The following is a 22,813-nucleotide window of genomic DNA, read 5'->3' as shown; positions in this document are numbered from 1 at the left end:
CTATACCACTCCCATCAGATTGAATTTATCGTTTGACTGGACCGGGAACCACATCGTCTGCGATCGGACACAAGTAACTGCGGCCCGTAACCTTATGCCGGTGCTCCGCCTTAGCCTGTTCAAGCACTTCCGGCTGCAGGAACAGCTCCAGCGCTGTCAGTCCCATCAGCTTTCCGGCATGGAGCAGTGCCTTGTGAGCCGAAGACGAAGCTCCCTGGCTAACCACCTGCCAGGTATGCAGCGGTGTGCCTAGGGCCATGGAAGCGACATAACATTGCACCATCGGCATCTGCCAGCTGACATCGCCGAGATCGGAGGAGCCCATGACCAGGTGGTCCTGCGGGGAATAAGGCTCCAGCCGGTCTGACAGGGCCTTCCCTTCCAGACCGGAAGGAAGTCCATCCAGCTTATCCTGTTCGGTCAGCGTCGTGCGGATCCGGGAGGCGAATTCCAGCTCAGCCGCATCAAAGTCAGGAACACCGATCTCCTGGAATACCGCATAGGCTGCCCGCTCCAGTGTACGGTTCATGATTAGCTCAGAAGCGCCGGAGTCGGGACGGATCACAAGTTCAGTACCGGTCATCAGAGCCGCTCCCTCGGCGATTCTCACAATCCGCTCATACAAATCTGCCAGCTGCTCGGAGCGGGGAACACGCAGCTTGTACAGCACCTCTGCCTCTGCCTGCACAACGTTCGGTGAAATTCCGCCTGTGTTTGTAATCGCATAATGAATCCGGCAGTCAGACTCCATATGCTCCCGCAGATAGTTGACCCCCATGTTGGTCAGCTCCACACCATCCAGCGCACTTCTACCCAGATGGGGGGCTGCCGCTGCATGGGCACTCCGCCCCTTAAACTGGAAGTATACCTGGCGTGTAGCAAGCAGCGTAGCGGAATTAATATAATTGGCTGGACCGGGATGCCAGGTAATAGCCGCGTCCACCCCTTCGAACAAGCCCCGTTTAACCATCAGCCCCTTGCCGCCCCCGCCTTCTTCGGCAGGGCAGCCGTAGAAGCGTACAGTGCCGGACAATCCTTGGTCCAACAGGTATTGTCTCACCCCGATGACTGCCGCAAGGGCCCCGCTGCCCAGCAGGTTATGGCCGCAGCCATGACCGTTTCCGCCTTCCACCACCGGCTGCTTGCTGGAAAGGCCCTTTTCCTGGCTAAGACCGAACAAAGCATCATATTCACCCAGGATACCGATCACCGGGGATCCGGTGCCGAAGCTGCCAATTACCGCGGTTGGTATTCCTCCAGCGGCTCTCTCTACTTCAAAGCCCTCCTGCTCCAGAATTTGCGCGAACAGTTCTGCGGAGCGCGCCTCTTCATAACGCGTTTCAGCAAATTCCCAGATCCGGTCGTTTATACTGGCCAGCAGCTCTCTTTTATGCTCAATCGTTCCGCTGATATGCTCAATAGCTTCAGATCTAATTTCAATGGTACCCATGGCCGTCACTCCTAACCCTCTTATAGTAGCTCTACCTTTCCGGTTCCACCTGCAATCCGGATGTTCGTACCCATCGGCTTGGACAGCCTCTGTAAATCCTGAAGCGCTGCATCACTTGAAGATAACTCAGGCCAGCCCCGTTGGTAACGCGGCAGGCCGAAGCCCATTTCAATGGGGTGCAGCGTAATTTCGATAATCCGGCCGTTCTCCATGGTCCAGCGGGGTAGGAAGGACTGCCAGATCCGCAGATTGGCGGCCATTCCCCGGGTATCATTCTGCCCCCTCTGATCAAACGCATCAGCAGTTCCGTGGGAACTGTCCAGGCCAAACTTTGTATAATAATCAGCGGGCAAATGCGCCACCGTCTCATTCTGAAAGATAAAGTTTCCCAGGCTGTAGAAGATCGGTCTCTCTTTGTACATCTCCATCCCGCATACCTTATGCGGGCCGTGACCAATAACTGCATGTGCGCCTGTATCAATACAGGCATGTGCGAACTCGCGCAGGAAATCGGCCGGCTCATCTAGGTGCGCGCCTTGCATTTCATGGGTATGGATACTGACCAGAACAACATCCGCTTGCCTAGCCGCTTCCGATACCGCCTTAAGAATCCGCTTCATATCGCCGGCATGCGCTGAAGTAGCCACACCTTCCTTCTCACCGGCTTCGAAAATATAGCTCCCGAAGGGAAGCTGTCCCTCCGGCAAGGCCACACGGTAGCCGCTCTCCACAGCATAATGGTATTCAGCATTGATGCCGGTAACCTCCGCAATGGCCCGCAGTTCCTCCAGCCGTCTTGCAGTGACCACTTGCCGTATTTCATGCCGTAGCGGGTTGACCCCCGGCCTGCCTATCATATCGGCACGCTGCTCTCCGGCGGGCCACGACTCGTGAAAAGAGGACGTAACCGCGATTAATGCCACCCTGCCGGAGGGGGTATCCAAATATTTGGGCTCCCCCGCTCTCGCCAGATTCTCTCCGCATCCGGCATGGACGAAGCCGTAGGCATCCAAATATTTAGCCGTCGCTTCGAGTCCGCCGTAGGAATAATCCAGGCTGTGGTTATTGGCCCAGGCGACCAGATTGAAGCCGTATGCCTTAAGGTCCGCCAGCACCTCAGGCGGAGCAATCGCCCAGGTGCCTCCGCTCACCGCCCCCGGAAAGCCTTCATACCTGTGCGTAGTGACTTCTAGATTCGTGAAGCGCACATCTGCCGATTGGATCAATTCAGCCAGAACCGTATACTTTACTCCCTGATTCGCCAGCCTCCTTGTAATGAAGCTGTCTCCGGTGGCTATGAAAGAAATACTTCCCATCTTAATCCCTCCCTGGCTTAAAACAGCCTGCTAATGCAGATGACAGCTTACGAAATGTCCCTCGGTTACCTCTTTATTCAGAGGGGCTTCCGTCTTGCACCGGTCCATGACATAAGGGCAGCGGGTATGAAAAATGCAACCCGCAGGCGGGTTCAGCGGAGAAGGTAAATCCCCCTTGAGAATCACCCGCTCGCGGACCTCATTCGGCTTCGTGGCCGGTACCGCTGACAGCAGGGCCTGGGTATAAGGATGCAGCGGAGTCCTGATCAGCTTGTCTGTAGGAGCCTGCTCGACCATCTGCCCCAGGTACATCACGCCGATCCGGTCAGAGATATGCCGGACCACGCTGATATCATGGGCAATGAAGAGGAAGGTCAGCTTAAGCTCACGCTGAAGCTGCTGCATGAGATTGATGATCTGCGACTGAATGGATACATCCAGCGCAGAGACCGGTTCGTCGCAAATGATCAGCTTGGGATTCATGACCAGTGCGCGGGCCAGCCCGATACGCTGGCGCTGCCCTCCCGAGAATTCATGCGGATAACGATAATATTGATCGGCATTCATGCCCACCTTCTGCAGAATTTCCATCACCTTGTCTGTACGCTCCCGCTTATTCCCCATCCGGTGAATAATCATCGGCTCCTCCAGCGTAGCGCCAATCCGCTTGCGCGGATTGAGTGAGGAATACGGGTCCTGGAATACCATCTGCAGCTGCTGGCGCATCGGCTTCATCTCCCGCTCCGAGAGTCCAAACAGATCCTTGTTCTGAAAAATTGCCTGGCCTTCCGTTGGTTCAGTCAGTCGGAGAATGGTGCGGCCCATAGTGCTTTTGCCGCAGCCGGATTCGCCTACAACACCGAATGTCTCACCCTCGTACATGTTGAAAGAAATGTCATTAACCGCCCTGACCTGCTGGAGGGTTGCCCCTAGAGGGCTTTTTACCGGGAAATATTTCTTGACGCCCTTTACCTCAAGCAAAGGGCGTCTTGGTTGTTGAACGGTCATTGTCATCCGCCTCCTTTACTTGATTTGCTCATAATGCCAGCATCGCACCTTCTGGCCGTTGTCCGCCTCGCTCAGCTCCGGCATCCTCGACAGACACAGCTCATCGGCGTAAGGACAACGCGCGGCAAACCGGCACCCCTTCGGTACATTATTTAATGAAGGCACTGAACCCTTGATGACGTGAAGCGGCAAGGAACGGTCCCCATCCATATGGGGAATAGACTGCATCAATCCCTTCGTATACGGATGAAGTGGAGTGTCGAAGAGATCCTGCACATCTGCCTCCTCCACGATCTGGCCCAGATACATGACTACCACCCGTTTGCAGGATTCAGCAACCACGCCCAAGTCGTGCGTGATGAGAATTACGCCCATGTTAAGCTCCCGGTTCAGCTCCATAATCATGTCCATAATCTGTGCCTGAATTGTTACATCCAGCGCCGTTGTCGGTTCGTCGGCGATCAGCAGCTTCGGGCGGCAGGCGAGTGCCATGGCAATCATCGCCCGTTGTCGCATGCCTCCCGACAGCTGGTGCGGATATTCGTCCACCCGTCTCTCCGGGGAAGGAATTCCGGTCAGCCGGAGCATCTGGACCGCACGCAGCCGGGCTTCCTTCTTGGATACCTGCTGATGGATGCGGACCGCTTCTGCGATTTGATACCCTATCGTGTAGACCGGATTCAGTGAACTGAGCGGGTCCTGAAAGATCATGGCGATATCATTGCCGCGGATATCCTCCATCCCGCCAAGGGATTCCTTCAGCAGGTTCCTGCCCTCAAACAGCACCTCGCCTTCATAGCTGGCTGTGTATTTCTCGTCGAACAAGCGGAGAATGGATTGTGAGGTTACACTTTTTCCGCAGCCGGATTCACCTACAATGCCAACAATTTCACCTTCATTGACATGGAATGTTATTCCGTCAACTGCCGTTACCCTGCCTCGTTCTGTCTTGAAATGCGTTTTGAGCTCTTTGACCTCCAGCAGCAGCTGATTGTTCATGAATAGCCTTCTCCTCTCCGTGTTTTATTTTTTTACATTCTGCGTATGAGGGTCCAGCAGGTCACGCAGCCCGTCGCCGAACAGATTCAGCGAAAGCACGGACAGTACCATTGTTAAGCCGGGAAACACCGTCATCCACCACGCCTTCATGATGACCAGCTTGCCGTCATACAGAATATTGCCCCAGCTGGGCGAAGGCGCCGGAATTCCTGTACCCAGGAAGCTGAGTGAAGCTTCCACGATGATCGCTTCGGCAAAAATAAAAGTGGATTGTACAATCAGCGGAGATAGCGTATTCGGTGCGATATGCATCCATAATATCCGGCTGCCGGAAGCCCCTTGTGCCTTCATGGCTTCAATATAGGTCTGCTCCCGGACGACAATCGCCGAAGATCGGACAGCCCGGGCTACTGCTGGAGTAAAGACAATGCTGAGCGCAATAATGACATTGGTGACATTGGCTCCGAGCGCGGCCATCAGTGCGATGGAGAGCAGAATACCCGGGAAAGCCATAAGCCCGTCGCAGATTCGCATTAGAATATTGTCCAGGAACCGGTAGTAGCTGGCGTACAGGCCAATCACAAGCCCCATGGCTGAAGTGGCAAGTGCAACGGCAAATCCTACCCCCATGGATACCTGGGCACCGTAAAGTGTCCGGCTGAATATATCGCGTCCAAAGTTATCCGTGCCGAACCAATGGTTCGTATCCGGCGCCTTCAAGCGGTCTGCAACAGTCATTTCATAAGGGTCATACTTGGTGATGTATGGAGCCGCAATTGCGGCAATGACTAGAATCAGGACAATAATAGATCCGAACACCATAGATTTATTCGCAAGCAGCCTCCTCATCATCAGGCTCCGGTGCTGTTTTTTCATATGGACTTTCACAGTTTGCAGATTCATATTCTCAATTGCGTCCATTTCATGCCCTCCTTGCTTAGCCATTTAACCGGACTCTTGGATCTATGACGCTGTATAGCAGATCCACCAGCAGGTTGATAAATACAAAAGCTACGGTAATAAATAACACAGCTCCCTGGATGACAGAATAATCACGACGCTGGACAGAGTTGACGATCAGCTGGCCGACTCCAGGGATATTGAAGATGGTTTCGAGAACCGCAGCCCCCGCAACCAGCCCAGCAAAGGTCTGACCGATGACTGTCAATACGGGCAGGAATGCATTTCTCAGGGCATGGCGGTAGATCACGCCTCTTTCCTTGACCCCCTTGGACCGGGCTGTCTTGATATAGTTGGCATTCAGCACCTCCAGCATCGAGGAACGGGTCATCCGGGCAATAAGCGCAGCTGTAATCGTGCCGAGCGCAGTAGCGGGAATGATTAAATACCTGAAATGCGTCCATAACCCGTCACTCAGCGGCCTGTATCCGGCAACCGGCAGCCATTTCAGATTGACTGTAAAGATCAGCACCAGGAACAGGCTAAGTAGAAAGTTTGGGATCGACAACCCAAGCAGTGACAGACTCATTAAGGACTGGTCTGTTGCTGTACCCCGTTTCCGTGCAGAGATAATACCGATTGGAATCGCTATAACAACTGCAATCAATTGAGCCATAATTGCTAATGAAAGCGTTGGCCCAAGGCGGTCAAAAATCGCTTCCGTAACCGATTGCTGCATGAAATAGGAATAACCCAGATTACCTATCAGAGCATTGCCAATCCAGTGAAAGTACTGTTGGTAGAGCGGCAGATTCAGACCAAGCTGGTCGCGCAGGGCCGCCACTTCCTCCGGTGTTGCTTCGTCTCCCAGCATGACTGACGCCGGATCACCCGGCGTCAAATGAATAATCATGAATACGAGCAGCGAGACGATGAACAATACCGGCAGTACAGACAACAGGCGTTTAATCAAATATGCTTTCACTCCGTACCGCCTCCTTGACTGAAAATTACTTGTAGACCTTGGTATTCCACAGCACAATTCCTTCGAAATCGTGGTACCCTTCAACCTTCGAGGTTGTTGCTGTCAAGGTGTAGAGATCACCCAACTTAATGGTCGGCAGATAATCCCACACGGTCTGTTGAACATCTTTCCAGATCGCCTGCTCTTCCTCCTCTGATGCAGCGGCGTTCATCTTGCTGAGCCCTTCCGTAATGGCCGGGTCATTTGTCCAGCCGTAATAGTTCGGATTTAAAGCCGAGATTTGGGAGGGTGTTACTACGGAGGTATAACCGCCAAGATTCAAATCCCATTCAGCGGACTCGTTTAACTTCGCTACGAGCGTAGGCCAATCATACACAACCAGGTTAATATTCATCCCTGCTTTTTCAAGCTGATCTTTGATTACAACGGCCTGATCATAGATATAGCCATATTCACGGGTTGCCAGCAGGCGGATTTCTTCGCCATTGTAGCCTGCTTCCGCCAGAAGAGATTTGGCTTTCTCCGGGTCTTTCTGGTTGAAAAGGCCTGCTTCCGGTTCCACGTACCAGTCGCTCTGCTCCTTCAGCATGTACGATTGGTCAATGCGGTAGAACTCCGGAATGCCCGGATTCGCCATGAATATATCATCGATATTCAGCGCCGCATTTACGGCCTGGCGCATTTTCAAATCGGTAAACAGACCTTGCTTCTTATTAAAGTTCATGCTGATGTTCGTTGTCATTACCTGGGTTGTATTCAGGCTGGAATCATCCTTGATGCTGTCATAGTTGTCGGCTCCAAGCTGACTGGCAACATCATACTCTCCCGACTGTAAGCCAATCATGCGGGTGGAGTCCTCAGAGACAAAGGAGAGGCGGATATCCTTAACTTCAGCCACCTTCTTGCCACCAAGTCCGTCTGCTTCCGTATCAAGCGGTTGATAATCATCGTTTCTGGTATATGAAATATATTGATCCTGTTTCCATTCTACGAACTTGTAAGGCCCGGTTCCGATGAATTCCTTAATACCGGAACTCGGGTCGGCACTCTTAATGACTTCAGCAGGCATAATAGCCGGAAATTGCTTGTAGGTTGCCATTACTAGCAACACATCCAGAGAAGGTTTATTTAATGTCAGGACAACGGTATAATCTCCATCCGTTGTGAATCTGCCATCTCCGATGATTCCTTGTGCAGCTGTTGATAAGGTAATCCAGCGATTCATGGAGGCTACAACATCTGAGGAAGTCATCTCTTTCCCGTTATGAAAGTGAATACCCTCGCGCAGCTGGAAGGTGTACACGAGACCGTCTTCACTCTTGTCCCAACTTTCCGAAAGCATTGGGACCACCTGATACTTAGAATTCAAGGTGAGGAGTGTTTCAAAGATTGGACGAGCAGCATCCTTGGTTGCACCACCTGTAACCATCTGCGGGTCTAGCGTGGACGGCTGAGTCGGATAAGCGATTCTTAATTCATCACTTAGCGCTGCACCGCCGCTATTGCTTTCCGAATTGCCGGTTGCTGCACCGGAACCGGAATTCGAACCGGAAGAACTGCAGCCATACAGAAACATCATTACCGCCATAATCATCAGCAGCATCGTACCCTTTTTCATTGAAACGCCCCCTTTAATAATGTTTAATGATATGTCAGAAAAACTATCATAAAAACAAATTTACTCTGACTTGTCTTCATTCTATAGATTTATCGACAATTTTCTATGTTTAAAACCTCTAATTTAGTATAGAATATATGTATGTTACCTCTATAATCTCGATTTTAATGTCATGTATTCTAACGCAATGGTGAGGAGATGTCGAATTGAATCCGAAAGTAAACCCTGTCATTTCCAGCAAGCTGCTGTTCAGCAGCAGTGAATTCAGAAATATTATTGAAGGTATCCGGACACTCACCTCAACACTTAACTACGATGAGTTGTTGAACAGAATCCTAGAAATTGCTTTGACAGTCATTCCCCTCAGCACAAGCGGAATCTTCCGCTTATTCGACGAGAAACGGCAATTGCTGATTCCACTGGCTTATGTGGGGAATATTGCAAGCTCGCTGCTGCATAATACACGCAGAGGTGAATCATTGTCGGGAAAGGTATTTGATGATGGGATTGCTAGGATTTACAATATGAACGATATGCTGGATGAACTGGAGCACCTGTCGCCGGAGAATCAGAACTTCCGTAATAAGCTGCTCACCGATGAACAATATATTGCCCGTTCCATGATTTCTGTTCCGGTTACCATACGAGGAGAACGAAGAGGGACATTAACGCTGCACCGGTTTGATGATGAGGGCTTGTTCACCGCCTATGATCTAGAATTACTGAAAGTATTTGCCGATCAGGTAGCTATCGCTGTGGAGAATGCAAAGCTGTATAGCGAAGTTCAGAATGTATTGCAGGAGGTTACGGAGCTGAGCGGCCAGATTCAGGAGAACAACCAGATTTTGCAGAAACGCCTGGAGGTTCATGAGGCCTTGACTGCTTTGTCTCTGAAGAACAAAGGCATACATGCCATTGTCAAAGAGCTGAACCGCATGATCAAAATGCCGGCGTCCTTCGTGGATATGCTCAACAAGCATTCCCATAACGGCAATTCTCAGCAGATACAGCTTGAATTTGATGATATTGCAGGGCTTTGGGATACCGAGGATCACGTACCGCTTACAATCAGCTTCCATGAACAGGAATTTTATCTGCATCCCGTTACTGTCGATAAGGTGCTGCTGGGGTGCATCATGGTCAGGCTTACCGGACCGATTGCCAGCATGGACATTGTGACTCTTGAGCAATCCAGCTCGCTGTTCGCCTTGGAGATGATCAAGAAACTCAGCCTCACTGACATTTACTATAAGGAGACTAAAGAAATCTTCACTAAGTTGCTGCAGAACCAGAATGACGATGCGCTGATGGCCAAGGGAGTTGAATTAGGTCTTGATTTCTCCGGGTACATGTCGGTTTCTATACTGGAGATAACCGGTCAATTTGAGCTGTATCAGACAGAAATTAACATCCAGCGGCTTGTGTTCAAGCTGAACGAGACTTTTAATAGCACACCCCATATGGCGTTTGGACTTCATAATCAAGTAATCATGCTAACTTCCTTCCCCCATGCTGCAGATGCCGAATGGGTTAAACAATCCATGGAGCGTATGATTCAGGAGTGGCGGTTCAGTTCAAGCAAGTACGTGCTGAGTGCAGCAATGGGTACCCCTTACAAAGGCATAGTCAATATTGCCAAAAGCAATACGGAAGCTCAAAAAACCCTGCACTATATGTTCAGCAAGCAGCAATCTGGATGTATTCAATATAAGGATATAGGTATCAACCGGTTATTCCTTGGACAGGATGTCTCCGAGATCCACCAGTTTATCTCAGACATCCTTGGCCCTCTGGAAAGCACACCGGGTCATAGTAGCCAGTTGGAGCAAACCTTGCACATTTATATGTCTGAGGATAAAATTGCAATCAATACAGCAGCGGTGCTTGGTATTCACATCAATACGCTTTATCAGCGGCTCAAAAAAATCCAGCAAGTGCTGAACATACGCTTCGACAATAAAGACGATATGTTAAAAATTCAAATGGCTTATCATCTCAAAGATACCTTTAACCAAAAGCATTAGCACGGGACGAATAGAGTAATGAATATAACATCTTCAGCAATTACACAATGAATACAAAAAGAGACGTATTGGCAAGCACTGCTCCATTCGGATCAAGGCTTGCAATATACGTCTCAGGATCGCTTCACTACGTTACTCCTATTTTCATAAAACGGTTGCTCTTTAAGGCGCCAAGCCTCTAGTAAATGTCTTCACACTCTCCGCAATAAATGATTCAAGTGATATATGAGGGAAAAACCGGCCGTTATCCAGGTTGTTTAGGAAGGTCCCATAATTCATTGAAATGAAGGAGTACGCCTGAAGCTCTGGATTCGTATCAATTAGCTTCCCTTTTTCGAACATAACCTTAAAATAATTCGATAGTATCTCCATGAATTGTCTGGGGTGTTTGATTGTTCTTTCATGAAATCCCGGTAAATTGTCTATCTCTTTAATGCTGATCATAATCATTTTGCGGTTACGGTTCATGATTTCATGATAGGTTCGACTGATCAATAACAAGTCCGTCTGTAAATCCCAAATCAGTTTTTCATTAAATAGCTTTGTCATTTCTTCAGCATAATGAAAACGGTCAAATGCAGCTTCGAGCAGATTTTGTTTGCTGCCAAATTGCCGAAACAGTGTTTTTTCACTGAGTCCGGCTGTCGCAGCAATTTCCTGGGTAGTTACTCCTTTGTAGCCTTTGCTTGCGATTAAATCGATTGCTGCCAATAGCAATTTATCACTAGTGCTTAAAGTGCTGTTGTTGCGCAACTTTCCCACCTCATTTTGTAGCCAGTTCGTACCGACTGTCATTCCTCGCGATAATAGCCCTTCACAAAAGAAATGTCAAGGCAACCGGCGCACACCTGAACCTCATTAATACCGGTTACATTTGGCCCTTTTCCACACGTTGGGCTGTATTCATTTTCGAACTGCGGCCGAATAGAACGAAATATAAAACGGCCATTACAGCAACCAGCAACGCAAGCGCAAGGAAAATATTGCTGTATACGAAAGCAGCGCTATTTGTCGGCAGCGGGTTTAAATGAATAGTTGGGGTACCAAAGTCAAGAATCTTCCCAATAGTCGCTGTGGATACAGCTGCAGCAATGAAATTAAACATCGATAACAAGCCCATACCAATTCCGATTTGCTCCTTCGGCAGTGTTCTTGAAATGGTGTTTGACAAGGCAATCTGCATAAACGATTGACCGGGAACACTTAAGATTAGGAATAGGGAAATAAATATAGGTGACATGCCTACAACGGAAGACAAGCACAGGAAACCAATGATAAGAAGGGTGGCGGCTGTAGACAACAGAAAGGAATTGCCTTTTTCATCAGCTAACTTACCGCCTTTACGTCCCATATATGCGGTCACAAGGGCTGATGGCAACATAATGAGCCCTGTTACGGCTGCTGACAAATGGTTTACTTGTGACAGCAGTTGCGGCACCATAAAGGGAACGCCGAAGCCTACTGCAGTCAATACGAAGGTAATGGCTAAACCGAAGGAATAAGATTTGTTTTTAAAAACAACCGGCTTTACGAACGGATCAGCAGCATGACGAATACGTAAGATGAACAAGATCAATAAAACAATTCCGGTTACAGCATAACCTATACCTCCATTGGTTAACGCAAGCAGCAGAGTAGCTACTGTTCCTGCTAACAGAATTCCGCCAATAAAGTCAATTTTGCTGGCACTCCCTTTTTCATTATCCAAATACTTCCGGTAGAAAGGTAACGTAAACAGTGAAAGCAAAGGAATTACAAAAAGGACTTGCCAATTCAATGCGCTGGACACCAAACCAGCAATGATCGGACCAAGTGCAGCACCAAGAGCTGTTCCGATAGCGGTAGTGCCTAACGCACGGCCGCGTTTTTCAGGTGAAAAATAACGAATGGGTATGATCATGGCCAGCGCAGGAATGACGGATGCCCCAACTGCCTGTAAGATACGTGCGACGATCATCATCCAATAAGCGGAGGCCAAGATCCCCGCTAAGGAGCCGGCTGCTAAAAAGATGAGGCCAAAGGTCAGTAAGTTCTTCAAGCTGTATTTGTCTGTCAGTTTGCCGAAGGTGACAGTTCCTATTGCGTATACAATCATATAACCGGTCACCATCCAGCTCACTTGCGACGGTGAAATTTGAAATTGTTTGCTGATCACCGGAAGCACCACATTAAACATCGTTCCATTCATAACGGAAATGATCAGTGTAAAGACCAGAATTCGCATTAAGCGCTCACCGTTATTTTTTTGAATACTATCTGTAGTTTGCATAAGTTTGCCTCACTTCTAAAAGGTAATATATTTTCGTTAAGTACAAAAAAACTCGCTCCTCCTTCTAACAGGATAAGTCTTTATGTAGAATTGGATCGATTCCTGCCGATTGAATTCACACTTTTATTCCAAAAGATAGTACGCTTATAGTTCCCCTTTCACCTCAAGTATGTCTGTCAGTGCTTACTGACATTCGAAAAGATAATATCCTCTTTTATATATAGTGTCAAGCCAAAACGAAATAGCAATGAATTCCTAACGTTAGACAACCGTTAGGCAATTTAAAAAGGCTGCCGGTAAATAGCAGCCTTACACAGTCCTCTATCGCCTCAAGTCCGAACCGAAATTGAAGTGAATCACATCATATGAGGAAATAGATCCCTTTTTTTGTAATGTTACATCCTTTTCGTGCTTTATTATAAAGTTATATATTCAATATTTTTTTACCACAATCAATCGAAATTCAATATTTCATTCTCCTCGGCCCTTTTCTCAAGCTCCATCTCTTGCATGAATTGCAGGTGCTTGGTACCCCATTCATTCATAACTGCCAACACGGGCTCCAGAGTTAGACCATGTTCTGTAATAGAATACTCCACCTTAGGCGGAACTTGCGCATAGACATTCCTTTTAACGATATGCTGCTCCTCCAGCTCCCTCAGATGCAGTGTGAGCATACGCTGAGTGATCTCTGGCATTAAGCTTCTCAGCTCACTAAACCTTTTGGTGCCTCCTTTAATCAGATGACGCAGAATAAGGGGTTTCCATTTTCCCGTTATGATTTCAAGCACAGGAATCACGCGACATGCTTCGAATTCATAATCCATTTTGAGACCTCCATTAGTACCTTTTTTGATACTATACCACAATTTTGTGCTTACTTCACAATTGGGATGCATGGGTACATAATAACTTCATAGACACCAAATGAGGCTGGTACAAACGTTGTTTCAATGCAAACATAAGGAGGCTTAACATCATGGCGCAACAGATTGATATCGCTGAATACGAAAGTGCTGCTCCCCGGCTTGATTGTGAAGATGATGATGCTTTACTTAATAGCAGTCCCTCTAAGCTTACTCTAATCAACTGGGATAATGAAGAAGCGATTGGTTGTGATCTTAACACTGGTGTTTGTTCACGGATAGAAGAGGAGCAGAAAGAAAATGAAGATTGAAATCATAGCATTTACCGATCCGTTTTGTGTATGGTGCTGGGCATCCGAGCCTATAACCTATCAATTAAAAGAACGTTATCGCGAGCAAATTCAATTTAAATATGTTATGGGTGGGCTAACGAAGGATATGTCTGCTTTTTACGATGCTCAGAATCAAATCGAAAGCACAGCGCAAGTTGCACCCCACTGGAGACTAGTATCAGAAAAAACGGGTCAACCCAGTGATGAACGGGTCATGCTAGATATTACCGACCCCCATTTTTCCACATGGCCTTCCAATATCGCGGTCAAAGCAGCGCAGATGCAAGGCAGTTCCATAGGTGATGATTATTTGCGGAGACTGCGCCGGGCTGTTCATACAGAGCGGAAGAAAATTCAGGAACATGATGTTTATATTCAGTTGGCAGATGATATACCAGGCCTTGACGTCGAACAATTCAAACGGGATCTGGATTCAGGGGCAGCTGAGAAGCTTTTCGAAAAGGATTTGCGCATCTGCCGGATCTATGGAGTGACTGGATTTCCGACTGTAGCCATTCGCTTACTGGATGCGTTAGCCGGAGATAATTCGGATACTCTCCTGTTGAACGGATATCGTCCGTATGACACTTATTTACAGGTTTTCTCCAGGCTAGGGGCTGATTTAGTAGAATATGAGCCACGCTCAGTCCGCGAATTGCTTACGGACTATGGTCCATTGACCACTAAGGAATTGGCAAGTATTTATAACCGGGATTTAGCGGACATGGAAACTGATTTGCTCAATCAATCAGCCGATTTAGGTCTTACCCAAACTGATGTCAACGGACATGGACGGGTATGGGACTTAGAACAAATTTAAAGGAGGAATTTCCATGCAAGTACTCAAAGCTAATCAAGGGCATCAAATGGGGCAAGGCCTCTTTCAGCTTCGTTTAATGCGTCCGGGGTTAATCTGGGGAGATCCTTTGCTTGAAGATTATGCTTTTGGTCCTCTGAGCAGAATCGATCGTGGAATTCTGGGACCCGGTGCGCTTGTTAAAATGCATGAGCATAACAATGATGAGATTTTTAGCTATATGTGGAAAGGAAAGATGCTGCACGAAGATTCGGCCGGACACCGGATTGAAGTATCTCCTAACCATCTAATGATGATGAACGCGGGTAAAAGCTTCTTTCATGAGGAGTCCACACCGAACAGTACCGTCGATATGCTACAAATCTTTATCCGGCCGGAAAAGGCTGATCTTCCTTCGAAAGTTCAGTTCTTTGAGCGTGTTGTCATTCCTACAAACGGAGAATGGACATTGCTGGCAGGACCAAAAGAAGTTGAGGCTCCACTTGAAATTCGACAACAAGTAATCGTTTATGATGCCCATGCTAAAGCGGCAACAGAAATGCAGCCTCCCAGCATAGAGGGCATGGAACCTTGGCTTTATGTGATGGATGGAAGCATTTCAATGAATGATATTACAATAAATAAAGGAGATGCGGTAACTTATTCCCTCTCTGAAATGTCAACGATTCAAATTCTTGAGGACTCTTCTCTTGTGCTGTTCCTGGTTAAACTAGATGCTCCGATGACGCTGGCAGGACCTTTCAGTGGAAGAAAAAGATAAATTACTAAAATAGGAGTGATACCATGTTTACAGTATCCAGCAGCATCCCGGTTAACAATAGTACAAAAAATCATCCCGTATTGGATAGACATCAAGTATGGCAAGGTCTTGTTATGAAAGCAGAAGACGCAACCCGTTTTGTAGGTGCGATAACAGAGTGCACAGTAGTAGAAAAGGACGAAAGATCACTTCTGCGGGAAGTGGTGCTGTACGGTGAAAGAATGAATGAACAGGTTAACTTTTTCCCTGAACAGATGATCGTCTTTGAACCTCTGGGCGGGCCGACTAAAGGCTTCATTAAAAATGAAATCGAAGAAGATGAACATGGCAATTTATCTGTAAGATTTACCTTTACCTTCGAACTAAGAAGCGGAGAACAAAACAAAGCAGCAGAGAAAGAATTCTCTAATAAAATGGAGAAAAGCTATATTGAAGCCGTTGAAACAACACTTGCCTCTATAAGAGAAATGGTTACAGTTGGAGCTCTTTAAGCTAATTCAGACTACTGGAAGGCAAGCAATAAAAAGCCCTTTCACCTCCTTAGCCGGGGTAAAAGGGCTTTATTGTGTTCCTGACGGCTGCAGCTATTCAATGCTTACCATCACTCGTGTTTCGCAGCTAACTGCTGCTCACTTTTTAACAAACAATGTTAAGATAGCTCCGGCTAGTGCCAGGAGGGTTGCCACCATAAATGCCGAGTATACACCTCCTATCATATCCTCCGGCATAGGTTGCCGTGTTGAAGTGATTGCATTGAACATGACCGTAACCAGAATAGTTGTTCCGATTGAACCTCCGACGAGGCGCATCGTGTTATTCATTGCTGTGCCATGAGAGATCAGCTTGCGGTACAAGCGGTTGATGCCAGCCGTCATTAGCGGCATCATGACAAGCGAGATACCAATCATTCTAATCATATAAACCGTCAGTACATAGCCGTAAGTCGTTCCGGTTTCCAACTGGGTGAACAAAAAACCTGTAACAGTGATAATTGTAAATCCTGTGATGGCAAGGCAGCGAATTCCGAATTTATCGAACAACCGGCCTGAAACCGGCATCATGGCGCCCATCAGGAGCGCACCCGGGTAGTAATGCAAGACCTGATTCCAGAGCATTATACCCCAGCATGTTCTGCATAAATACCGGAATCAGTGTCTCTGTGCCAATCATTGAAGTGAATGTAAATACCCCGAGAATCGTCGTCAGAGAGTACACCGGATCTTGGAAAACCCTGAATTCAAGAATTGGCTGCGCCAACCGGTACTGCCGAAGAATAAAGGTCACTACTCCATCCGCTGGAACCAGTCTTACTGAAGCCATAGAGCAAGCCGCCAAATCCGACAGTGGAGAGAACAATTAAGAGGATGATTAGGTTCGGTGACGTTTTTCATAATGAATAAAGCTAAGATAATATTTAGTACGAAAATTGGCAGGACGATGTAAACTAGGCACTGGGCTCCACGGCAGCACATCGTGCCAGAATGCAAGAAGCTCCGGCTAACACTGTTCAGCGCATGCATCAGGAACCATACTCGACCTGCTTTTGGGAAGAAAGCTGAATGCGTTACGCGCGTATGCCGAGCAGTATCTCACAATGATCAACTGCCTTCTTATTTTGATAGAGCTATCGTTTCCCATTATCTTATCTTAATGGATCACATTCGTAGTCTTAATGCAACCTACCACTTATTCCATTAATCTCCCTTTACTTCATTATCATTCGGAATTAATTCATACAAGGCACGAACATCACAACCGATGGAATCGGCGATCGATATGGCAATTTTGAGTGGCATCACTCTTTTGTTTTCAATAAAGTCGTAAACTCGTTCCGGTTTAAAAAGCAAGTCTTTTGCCAGCCATTCCGCTGACTTCCCGGATTCCATCAATCGTTCATTCAGTAAGCAACGTCCTAGTTCAAATTTCAAAAAGTGATGACCTCCCGCATAAGATAATACTTAACCTTAAGCGATGTCCATTGCCAGCATGAATATACTTCATAAAGGGTTCTATAACGATGAAGTTCCCCATGTTTCCTGTTAGTTCAATCTGAGGTTTTCCTATTTTCAGCCTAATTTTCCTGTTCAAAATTGAGATTAATGATGCATAATAGCACTGTGTAGAAAATCTGCTAAATCCTCATTGCTATATTGATTAATGATGTTCATATCTCTCACTCCGTGCATATATAAGCAATAACGCCCCATCTCGTGGTCTATAACATCGTCCACCTTAAGAGTAAGTTAGGTCAGTTTTTATGGAGTATATTGTGTAAACAAGCTTATGCGCGCTTTTTTATTGTTATAGAACATATGCATTTGGTTTGAATGACAGACTCATTCTTTAATATAGGGCGTAAACCCTCTTGAATATAGGTTCTCCACTAACTTGAAAAATTCTTCTGACGATAAATCCTTTTGACGCTGGAGCCAAAGACGAAATAAAGAAAGGGCAGTTGTCAGGTAAAACTCAATGAAGTATGGCGTTAAGGATTGGTTTTGCGGAACGTTTAATTCTAATTGATTCAAAGCGATTTCTTTTTTTAAGCGTTTTAAAAAACGGACACTTCCATAATCACCCAAAAGGGCATTAAGAACCAGGAGATGTTCTTTTTTATCCAGACAATAGAGCGTATCTTGAACCGTATCCATCGATAGCTCTTTATTTGCCAATTCTTTTTTCATTTCATTCAATAGGTCATTTTCAACAGAGTCTAACAATTCGTAAATATCAGTAAAGTATTGATAAAAGGTGCTGCGGTTATATCCTGACTTATTCGAAATTTCCTGAATCGAAATTTTCTCAATCGGCTTTTGGCTATATAACTCACAAAAAACTTCTACAAACTTTTGTTTTGTTTTCTCCGTTATTTGGGGTTGCTTTTTCATGTTTCCCTCCTACTAGTGAATAAGAATATCATCCGACAAATCATAAAAAACTGATGGTTGATCAAGGAATAATGAAGATTTATAATCACATCATACAACACGTTGTCGGATAATCCAAAGGGAATATTAATAAGTAGGGGTGGTTTATATGTCAGCAAAACAAGATAGAATTTTAATTTTTGGTGCAGGTGTCATCGGGAGCATGTACGCAATTAAGCTTATTGAAGCAGGGTTTGACGTTAGCCTGTTTGCACATTCGAATAGATATACATCATTAAGAGAAAATGGCCTGCAGTATATAGAAAAAGGTACAGTTAGATCGATACAAGTGAATGTCATGGATACGCTCGAAAATGACGATGTATACGATTTTATTTTCGTTACCGTTCGTTATGATCGGTCCGAAGCAGCGTTGTTAGCGCTAAAAGATAATCAAAGCAAAAATATAGTTACGATGATTAGTAATTCAATTGGATTTTCTTCGTGGCTGGATATCGTAGGGGATAGACTTTTACCAGCTTTTCCCGGCTTCGGCGGACAGATTAAAGATGGGGTATTACATGCGCGATTTCTACCAAAGTTTATAGCGGCAACTGCATTTGGAGAAATTAATGGTGTAGCGACAGAACGCATAGAAAACCTCGCAAAACTATTTAAAACAGCAAAGCTTCCCTACGTTATTAAAAAGGATATGCAAGCGTATCTAATCACACATTCCGTATCAGATATTGCCATGTTGAGTTTTTTGCATTCTGAGAATAAGATTATTGACAAAAAAACAGCCAGAACCAGAAAGACGGCACGCAAAATAACAGTCACTTTAAAAGCGTATCTTAGGGAAATACAAAAAGCGGGCGTTTTAATTGATCCTCCAATACTTAAAATGGTGCTTAAATTTCCAAACTTACTTTTGGATCTCTTCTTTATGACATGGCTACGAACTAAGATGGTTAGGGATATGATGTTGCCGGATTATGCGAATAATGCTAACAATGAGATTGTACAGCTGAGTAATGATTTAATGAAATTTTTAAGTCAACATGATATCAAATCGGAAATACATGTTCCGTAATTTTTTGTTAAAATAATCTGAGTATGAAAATCTAAATATATAGTTTTTTCGTAGCATCCTTGAATAAACTACCGGGAAATGATAATTGAACAGCGGCAGTCCAAGACTTTATTTATCAAGTCTTGGACTGTCGCTGCTTTATTATCCGGGACAGTCGGCTGATAAACGCATTTCAGTATTCAAAGTTTTACTCACACCTGGGGTGATTCCTATCTTGGTTGTGGTTCTTGCCTGGATGCTGGCTCATAATATTTTGTATACCTATATCTCTCCTTTCCTGGATGATATGGGGCTTGAACCCTATCTCGGACAGGTTCTGCTTGTTTTTGGAATTATGGCACTGGTGGGAATCTGGGTGATTGGGATTTTCATTGATCGTTGGTTGCGTCCTTTGGTTCTCATCAGTCTTACCGGATTTGCTCTGATATCTCTTGTACTAGGACTTTGGAGTGAGCATGGTACTATTATCTTCATTTCTGTTGCGCTGTGGGGGCTGACATTCGGTGGTGCGGCAACATTGTTGCAGACAGCACTTGCTCAGGCTGCGGGGAAGCAAGGTGTGGATATCGTGCTGCCTATCAATACCTTCTTGCTCTGTTTGTTGCCTGGTGTGCTAAAAGGCATGGATTTCGTCCATCCCAGATCCGTTAAGTAATCCGATTGCGATCCGTCTGCTATTGACTGTGAATTGTTCTTGCACGATCGTGGCAATCATTCATCGATTTGCACCACTGAAAATCATAAAATGCACCACCAAAAACCATAAATTACATTAGATCGATATGTGAACCAGGCGGAATCATGAATCTCGTCAGGTTCTTTCTGCATTCTGGCTTTTGTTAAATCAAAGTAGTCCAGGTAAACATAAATATATTATGTAACTAAGTATAAGTAAACTTTACATTTGTTAAAAATCAGTTTATAATTTGATTCAAGAGGTGATGGTCATGAAGAAAGATTTCGGTGATTCGATATCCAATAAGGTTTATGAATATCGTGTACTTGCCAGAATGTCTCAGCAAGAATTAGCAGAGAAAGTCGGGGTTTCCAAACAAACCATTTTCGTAATGGAAAAAGGGAATTATGTGCCGACTCTGCTATTGGCTTTTCGAATTGCCGATTTTTTTAATGTTGATGTAAACGATGTTTTTACTTATTTGAAAGGAAATGATCAAAATGAAAATTAAGTCTATTTCTGATATCCATAACGCAATTTTCCACCCTTTAAAGTCCTGGGCTGAGCAATCTACGGGAAATTGGAATATTCTCATTGGAGTAGGTTTTTTACTGCTCATGGGTAGTGCGATTTTTACCTATGTATTTTATAAGAAGATTGGGCAAGACGATGAACGGACAAATAAAATCTTTTTGAAAAGCAGTTACTTTATGCTGTTGACAATTATTCTATGTGACATGATTTTTCCTAAAGAGTATATGTGGAACATCTTTTTCTTGTTCAAATATGCGCTAGCGTTTTTAGCTGGTGGAATTTACATGGCCATCCAGTATAAAAAGGATTTGTCGTAAGGAAGGGTCAGAGCGAGGACCAGCTAAGGATGGGGATTAGACAATGTTGATAAATATGCTAACTAAGTGGTATGGAAGTTCAATAGGTGCAATCGGGTTGTAAAATAAATTGCTAAAATCAAAAATATCCTTTTATGTTCCTTCCCCCCTCTGCTTCTAGCGGCAATGAATACATGTTCTTGTCCTTTGATCGTGACAAGAACATGTATTCATAAATCAAAAAAACCGCGCTCTGCCCCCGCCTTTTATGAGACTATTATATCGGTGATTGTATACAAGCCATGTAATGCTTGCTGTTAATAATGCTGAAGAAATCAAGGCTGTAAGAACACTATATGGTTGCCAAATAAGTATCGTTGGCCAATCTAATGCACAGCACATTATACACAGGGCAATCGTAGCCATCAGCAAAATAGCTGTTACGATTATTCGCTTTTTAGTCATTGGCTGCCGCCCATTCATTTTTCTTCTGCGTAATCCTAAGAGAAAGAACAGAACGGCCAATAGGCAAAAAATAATTGTGGTAGACGATAAAATGATGTCCAAAAGCTGTGTGCCGCTTATTTCATATGACTGCGTTAGATTGCCGTCTAATATCTCTTTAACTTTTAGTACCATGCTTCTATTGATATTTGCGCCATTGGTCAGCAAGCAGACGGCTGTTCGTTCATTTGGCAGTATGATCACTTCGGTTCCAAAATTGGGATTTCCCCCGGGGTGCTCTATAATCGTTTGGTTGGCGTTTACCGTCCAGCCCGCCGCATAATACATTTCGTTGACGGCCGGAACAGACATATCACCCTGATGTGATTTTTCGATAACCGTATGGAATATTTCGGGTATGTCCGTCACAATACCCATCTGTATGCCCATCCAACGCGCCATATCTTTTGTACAAGAAATGATGTAGCCTGCGGGTTTATTCCCGGAAAAATCCGGCGCGTTATATGGAGTTGTCATAAAAAAGGAAGAACGGTAGCCCTGTGCCAACTGTCCGGTGGCTTGAGCATCTTCTTTATAAACATACGTCTGGTGAAGACCTAACGGCTGAAATACCTGTTCCCTCATAAAGTCTTCATAGCTTTGTCCCGACACAATCTCAATAACCAAACCCAATACGTCATAATTAACGGTCCCATAGTTGTACTGTTCACCGGGAGGGAACGCCAACTCAACATCTACCAGCATTTCCACAGTCTTTTGCAGCAAATCTGGTGTATTGCCTTGTGGAATATTTTGAGAATGCTTACCATTTGTTAGGCCGCTAGTATGGTGAAGAAAGTTATTGAGTGTAAGGCTTTGCATATCAACAGGTTTTCCTTGATACTTTAACGTAAACCAAGGTAAATATTTTTGGACAGTGTCAGTCATTGACAGCAGCCCTTGTTCCTCCAACAGCAGAATACCCATGCCGGTAAAGGCTTTACTGACCGAGGCCAGTTCATATAGTGTGTTCTCACTTGCAGACAACCCACTTTCACGGTCTGCATACCCGGAAGAAAAGTAGAAAATTTCATCATCAGCTAGTATCGAGATTGACATTCCCGGCACACCTGATATACGACGGGCATCATCCAGCAACGCGTGTATTGCCGCAGATTGCGTATCTGACAACGCCGCATAACTTTGTGTTGCGAATCCTGAGAATACGATAAGTATCGCTATTACACAAACAATAGTCTTTTTCATAAGCTCTCCATTTCGAGTAAATTATGCGAGGATAATATAAACAACCTGTAGTACGCCTTATCCGCCTAATGCGTCGCTCCAATATACTTAATGCTAGACGTTCAATAATTAGATTACAATTGTAAACTTCACAGACCCATGTATATTATTTCTTGTTTCGCAAAAAAGGCCCCTCTGATTACTTAGCGGAAAGGTCAATGGTTTAAATCTTATGTCTACAATTTTTCTGCTTCATCATTACTATTTTATTAGGTATCAGCGTTGGTCTAACGACAAAAAGAAAGGAGACTAAC

24 protein-coding genes are annotated in these 22,813 nt (G+C 45.5%); 9 read left to right on the top strand and 15 right to left on the bottom strand.

Going from position 1 to position 22,813, the window contains the following annotated elements; all coding sequences use genetic code 11:
* Positions 1 to 25: 25 nt before the first annotated feature.
* The 7 genes from MHH89_RS07365 to MHH89_RS07335 are packed head-to-tail and all read right to left on the bottom strand — an operon-like array spanning position 26 to position 8,276.
* A complete protein-coding gene (locus MHH89_RS07365) occupies positions 26 to 1,450 on the bottom strand; it encodes an amidohydrolase (protein ID WP_076306612.1) in 1,425 nt (474 codons plus the stop codon).
* A gap of 20 nt (positions 1,451 to 1,470) precedes the next feature.
* Positions 1,471 to 2,766: a CapA family protein gene (locus MHH89_RS07360; protein ID WP_076217618.1), complete on the bottom strand. Its 1,296-nt coding sequence runs from the start codon at positions 2,764 to 2,766 to the stop codon at positions 1,471 to 1,473.
* Positions 2,767 to 2,796: 30 nt separating this feature from the next.
* Positions 2,797 to 3,780, bottom strand: a complete 984-nt coding sequence (locus MHH89_RS07355; protein WP_076217619.1) for an ABC transporter ATP-binding protein — start codon at positions 3,778 to 3,780, stop codon at positions 2,797 to 2,799.
* A 9-nt stretch (positions 3,781 to 3,789) separates the two neighbouring features.
* Entirely contained in the window at positions 3,790 to 4,773 is a 984-nt protein-coding gene (locus MHH89_RS07350) for an ABC transporter ATP-binding protein (RefSeq protein ID WP_076217620.1), read from the bottom strand.
* Between the two features lie 24 nt (positions 4,774 to 4,797).
* Entirely contained in the window at positions 4,798 to 5,694 is an 897-nt protein-coding gene (locus MHH89_RS07345) for an ABC transporter permease (protein WP_076279734.1), read from the bottom strand.
* 16 nt (positions 5,695 to 5,710) lie between these two features.
* On the bottom strand, positions 5,711 to 6,658 hold the full coding sequence (locus tag MHH89_RS07340) for an ABC transporter permease (protein WP_076217622.1): 948 nt from the start codon (positions 6,656 to 6,658) through the stop codon (positions 5,711 to 5,713).
* 25 nt (positions 6,659 to 6,683) lie between these two features.
* Complete coding sequence (locus MHH89_RS07335; protein ID WP_076277581.1) at positions 6,684 to 8,276, bottom strand: ABC transporter substrate-binding protein; 1,593 nt, start codon at positions 8,274 to 8,276, stop codon at positions 6,684 to 6,686.
* 206 nt (positions 8,277 to 8,482) lie between these two features.
* Here MHH89_RS07335 and MHH89_RS07330 point away from each other — a divergent pair, with 206 nt between their 5' ends.
* Entirely contained in the window at positions 8,483 to 10,300 is a 1,818-nt protein-coding gene (locus MHH89_RS07330; RefSeq protein WP_076217624.1) for a GAF domain-containing protein, read from the top strand.
* A 162-nt stretch (positions 10,301 to 10,462) separates the two neighbouring features.
* Here the strand turns inward: MHH89_RS07330 and MHH89_RS07325 are convergent, their stop codons facing one another.
* The 3 genes from MHH89_RS07325 to MHH89_RS07315 form a co-directional block, all read right to left on the bottom strand.
* On the bottom strand, positions 10,463 to 11,053 hold the full coding sequence (locus tag MHH89_RS07325) for a TetR/AcrR family transcriptional regulator (RefSeq protein ID WP_254847688.1): 591 nt from the start codon (positions 11,051 to 11,053) through the stop codon (positions 10,463 to 10,465).
* Between the two features lie 115 nt (positions 11,054 to 11,168).
* The gene (locus MHH89_RS07320; protein ID WP_076281769.1) at positions 11,169 to 12,569 is read right to left on the bottom strand and encodes an MFS transporter; all 1,401 of its coding nucleotides are present in this window, start codon (positions 12,567 to 12,569) and stop codon (positions 11,169 to 11,171) included.
* A 452-nt stretch (positions 12,570 to 13,021) separates the two neighbouring features.
* Positions 13,022 to 13,396: a winged helix-turn-helix transcriptional regulator gene (locus tag MHH89_RS07315; RefSeq protein WP_076217626.1), complete on the bottom strand. Its 375-nt coding sequence runs from the start codon at positions 13,394 to 13,396 to the stop codon at positions 13,022 to 13,024.
* 152 nt (positions 13,397 to 13,548) lie between these two features.
* Here MHH89_RS07315 and MHH89_RS07310 point away from each other — a divergent pair, with 152 nt between their 5' ends.
* The 4 genes from MHH89_RS07310 to MHH89_RS07295 are packed head-to-tail and all read left to right on the top strand — an operon-like array spanning position 13,549 to position 15,835.
* Positions 13,549 to 13,746 (top strand): hypothetical protein, encoded by a 198-nt coding sequence (locus tag MHH89_RS07310; RefSeq protein WP_076279732.1) that lies wholly within the window; start codon positions 13,549 to 13,551, stop codon positions 13,744 to 13,746.
* The gene (locus MHH89_RS07305) at positions 13,736 to 14,587 is read left to right on the top strand and encodes a DsbA family protein (RefSeq protein WP_341086739.1); all 852 of its coding nucleotides are present in this window, start codon (positions 13,736 to 13,738) and stop codon (positions 14,585 to 14,587) included. Before MHH89_RS07310 ends, MHH89_RS07305 begins: the two co-directional genes overlap by 11 nt.
* A gap of 13 nt (positions 14,588 to 14,600) precedes the next feature.
* Complete coding sequence (locus tag MHH89_RS07300) at positions 14,601 to 15,344, top strand: pirin family protein (protein ID WP_341086737.1); 744 nt, start codon at positions 14,601 to 14,603, stop codon at positions 15,342 to 15,344.
* A gap of 23 nt (positions 15,345 to 15,367) precedes the next feature.
* The gene (locus tag MHH89_RS07295; protein ID WP_076277576.1) at positions 15,368 to 15,835 is read left to right on the top strand and encodes an SRPBCC family protein; all 468 of its coding nucleotides are present in this window, start codon (positions 15,368 to 15,370) and stop codon (positions 15,833 to 15,835) included.
* Between the two features lie 138 nt (positions 15,836 to 15,973).
* On the opposite strand, the gene MHH89_RS07290 is transcribed toward MHH89_RS07295, so the two are convergent.
* The 4 genes from MHH89_RS07290 to MHH89_RS07275 form a co-directional block, all read right to left on the bottom strand.
* Positions 15,974 to 16,414: a multidrug efflux MFS transporter gene (locus MHH89_RS07290; RefSeq protein ID WP_139332083.1), complete on the bottom strand. Its 441-nt coding sequence runs from the start codon at positions 16,412 to 16,414 to the stop codon at positions 15,974 to 15,976.
* Complete coding sequence (locus MHH89_RS07285) at positions 16,374 to 16,664, bottom strand: hypothetical protein (protein WP_076281772.1); 291 nt, start codon at positions 16,662 to 16,664, stop codon at positions 16,374 to 16,376. The genes MHH89_RS07290 and MHH89_RS07285 overlap by 41 nt, the downstream gene beginning before the upstream one ends.
* 374 nt (positions 16,665 to 17,038) lie before the next feature.
* A complete protein-coding gene (locus MHH89_RS07280; RefSeq protein ID WP_076106729.1) occupies positions 17,039 to 17,272 on the bottom strand; it encodes a transcriptional regulator in 234 nt (77 codons plus the stop codon).
* Between the two features lie 408 nt (positions 17,273 to 17,680).
* Complete coding sequence (locus MHH89_RS07275; RefSeq protein WP_076217632.1) at positions 17,681 to 18,232, bottom strand: TetR/AcrR family transcriptional regulator; 552 nt, start codon at positions 18,230 to 18,232, stop codon at positions 17,681 to 17,683.
* Positions 18,233 to 18,380: 148 nt separating this feature from the next.
* Between MHH89_RS07275 and MHH89_RS07270 the strand changes: the two genes are divergently transcribed.
* From MHH89_RS07270 to MHH89_RS07255, 4 genes are all read left to right on the top strand, one after another.
* Positions 18,381 to 19,304 (top strand): ketopantoate reductase family protein, encoded by a 924-nt coding sequence (locus MHH89_RS07270; RefSeq protein ID WP_076281773.1) that lies wholly within the window; start codon positions 18,381 to 18,383, stop codon positions 19,302 to 19,304.
* 85 nt (positions 19,305 to 19,389) lie between these two features.
* Positions 19,390 to 19,959: an MFS transporter gene (locus tag MHH89_RS07265; protein WP_076281774.1), complete on the top strand. Its 570-nt coding sequence runs from the start codon at positions 19,390 to 19,392 to the stop codon at positions 19,957 to 19,959.
* 292 nt (positions 19,960 to 20,251) lie between these two features.
* Positions 20,252 to 20,491, top strand: a complete 240-nt coding sequence (locus MHH89_RS07260) for a helix-turn-helix transcriptional regulator (protein ID WP_036677000.1) — start codon at positions 20,252 to 20,254, stop codon at positions 20,489 to 20,491.
* Entirely contained in the window at positions 20,481 to 20,831 is a 351-nt protein-coding gene (locus tag MHH89_RS07255) for a hypothetical protein (protein ID WP_036677002.1), read from the top strand. Before MHH89_RS07260 ends, MHH89_RS07255 begins: the two co-directional genes overlap by 11 nt.
* Before the next feature lie 216 nt (positions 20,832 to 21,047).
* Here MHH89_RS07255 and MHH89_RS07250 read toward each other — a convergent pair whose 3' ends face one another.
* Entirely contained in the window at positions 21,048 to 22,520 is a 1,473-nt protein-coding gene (locus MHH89_RS07250; protein WP_341086729.1) for a serine hydrolase domain-containing protein, read from the bottom strand.
* Between the last annotated feature and the right edge of the window lie 293 nt (positions 22,521 to 22,813).

Source organism: Paenibacillus sp. FSL H7-0323, from assembly GCF_038002725.1.
Classification (GTDB): Bacteria; Bacillota; Bacilli; order Paenibacillales; family Paenibacillaceae; genus Paenibacillus_AQ; species Paenibacillus_AQ odorifer.
The sequence above is the reverse complement of the archived record's forward strand: the minus strand, read 5'-3'. Positions and strand labels throughout refer to the sequence as shown.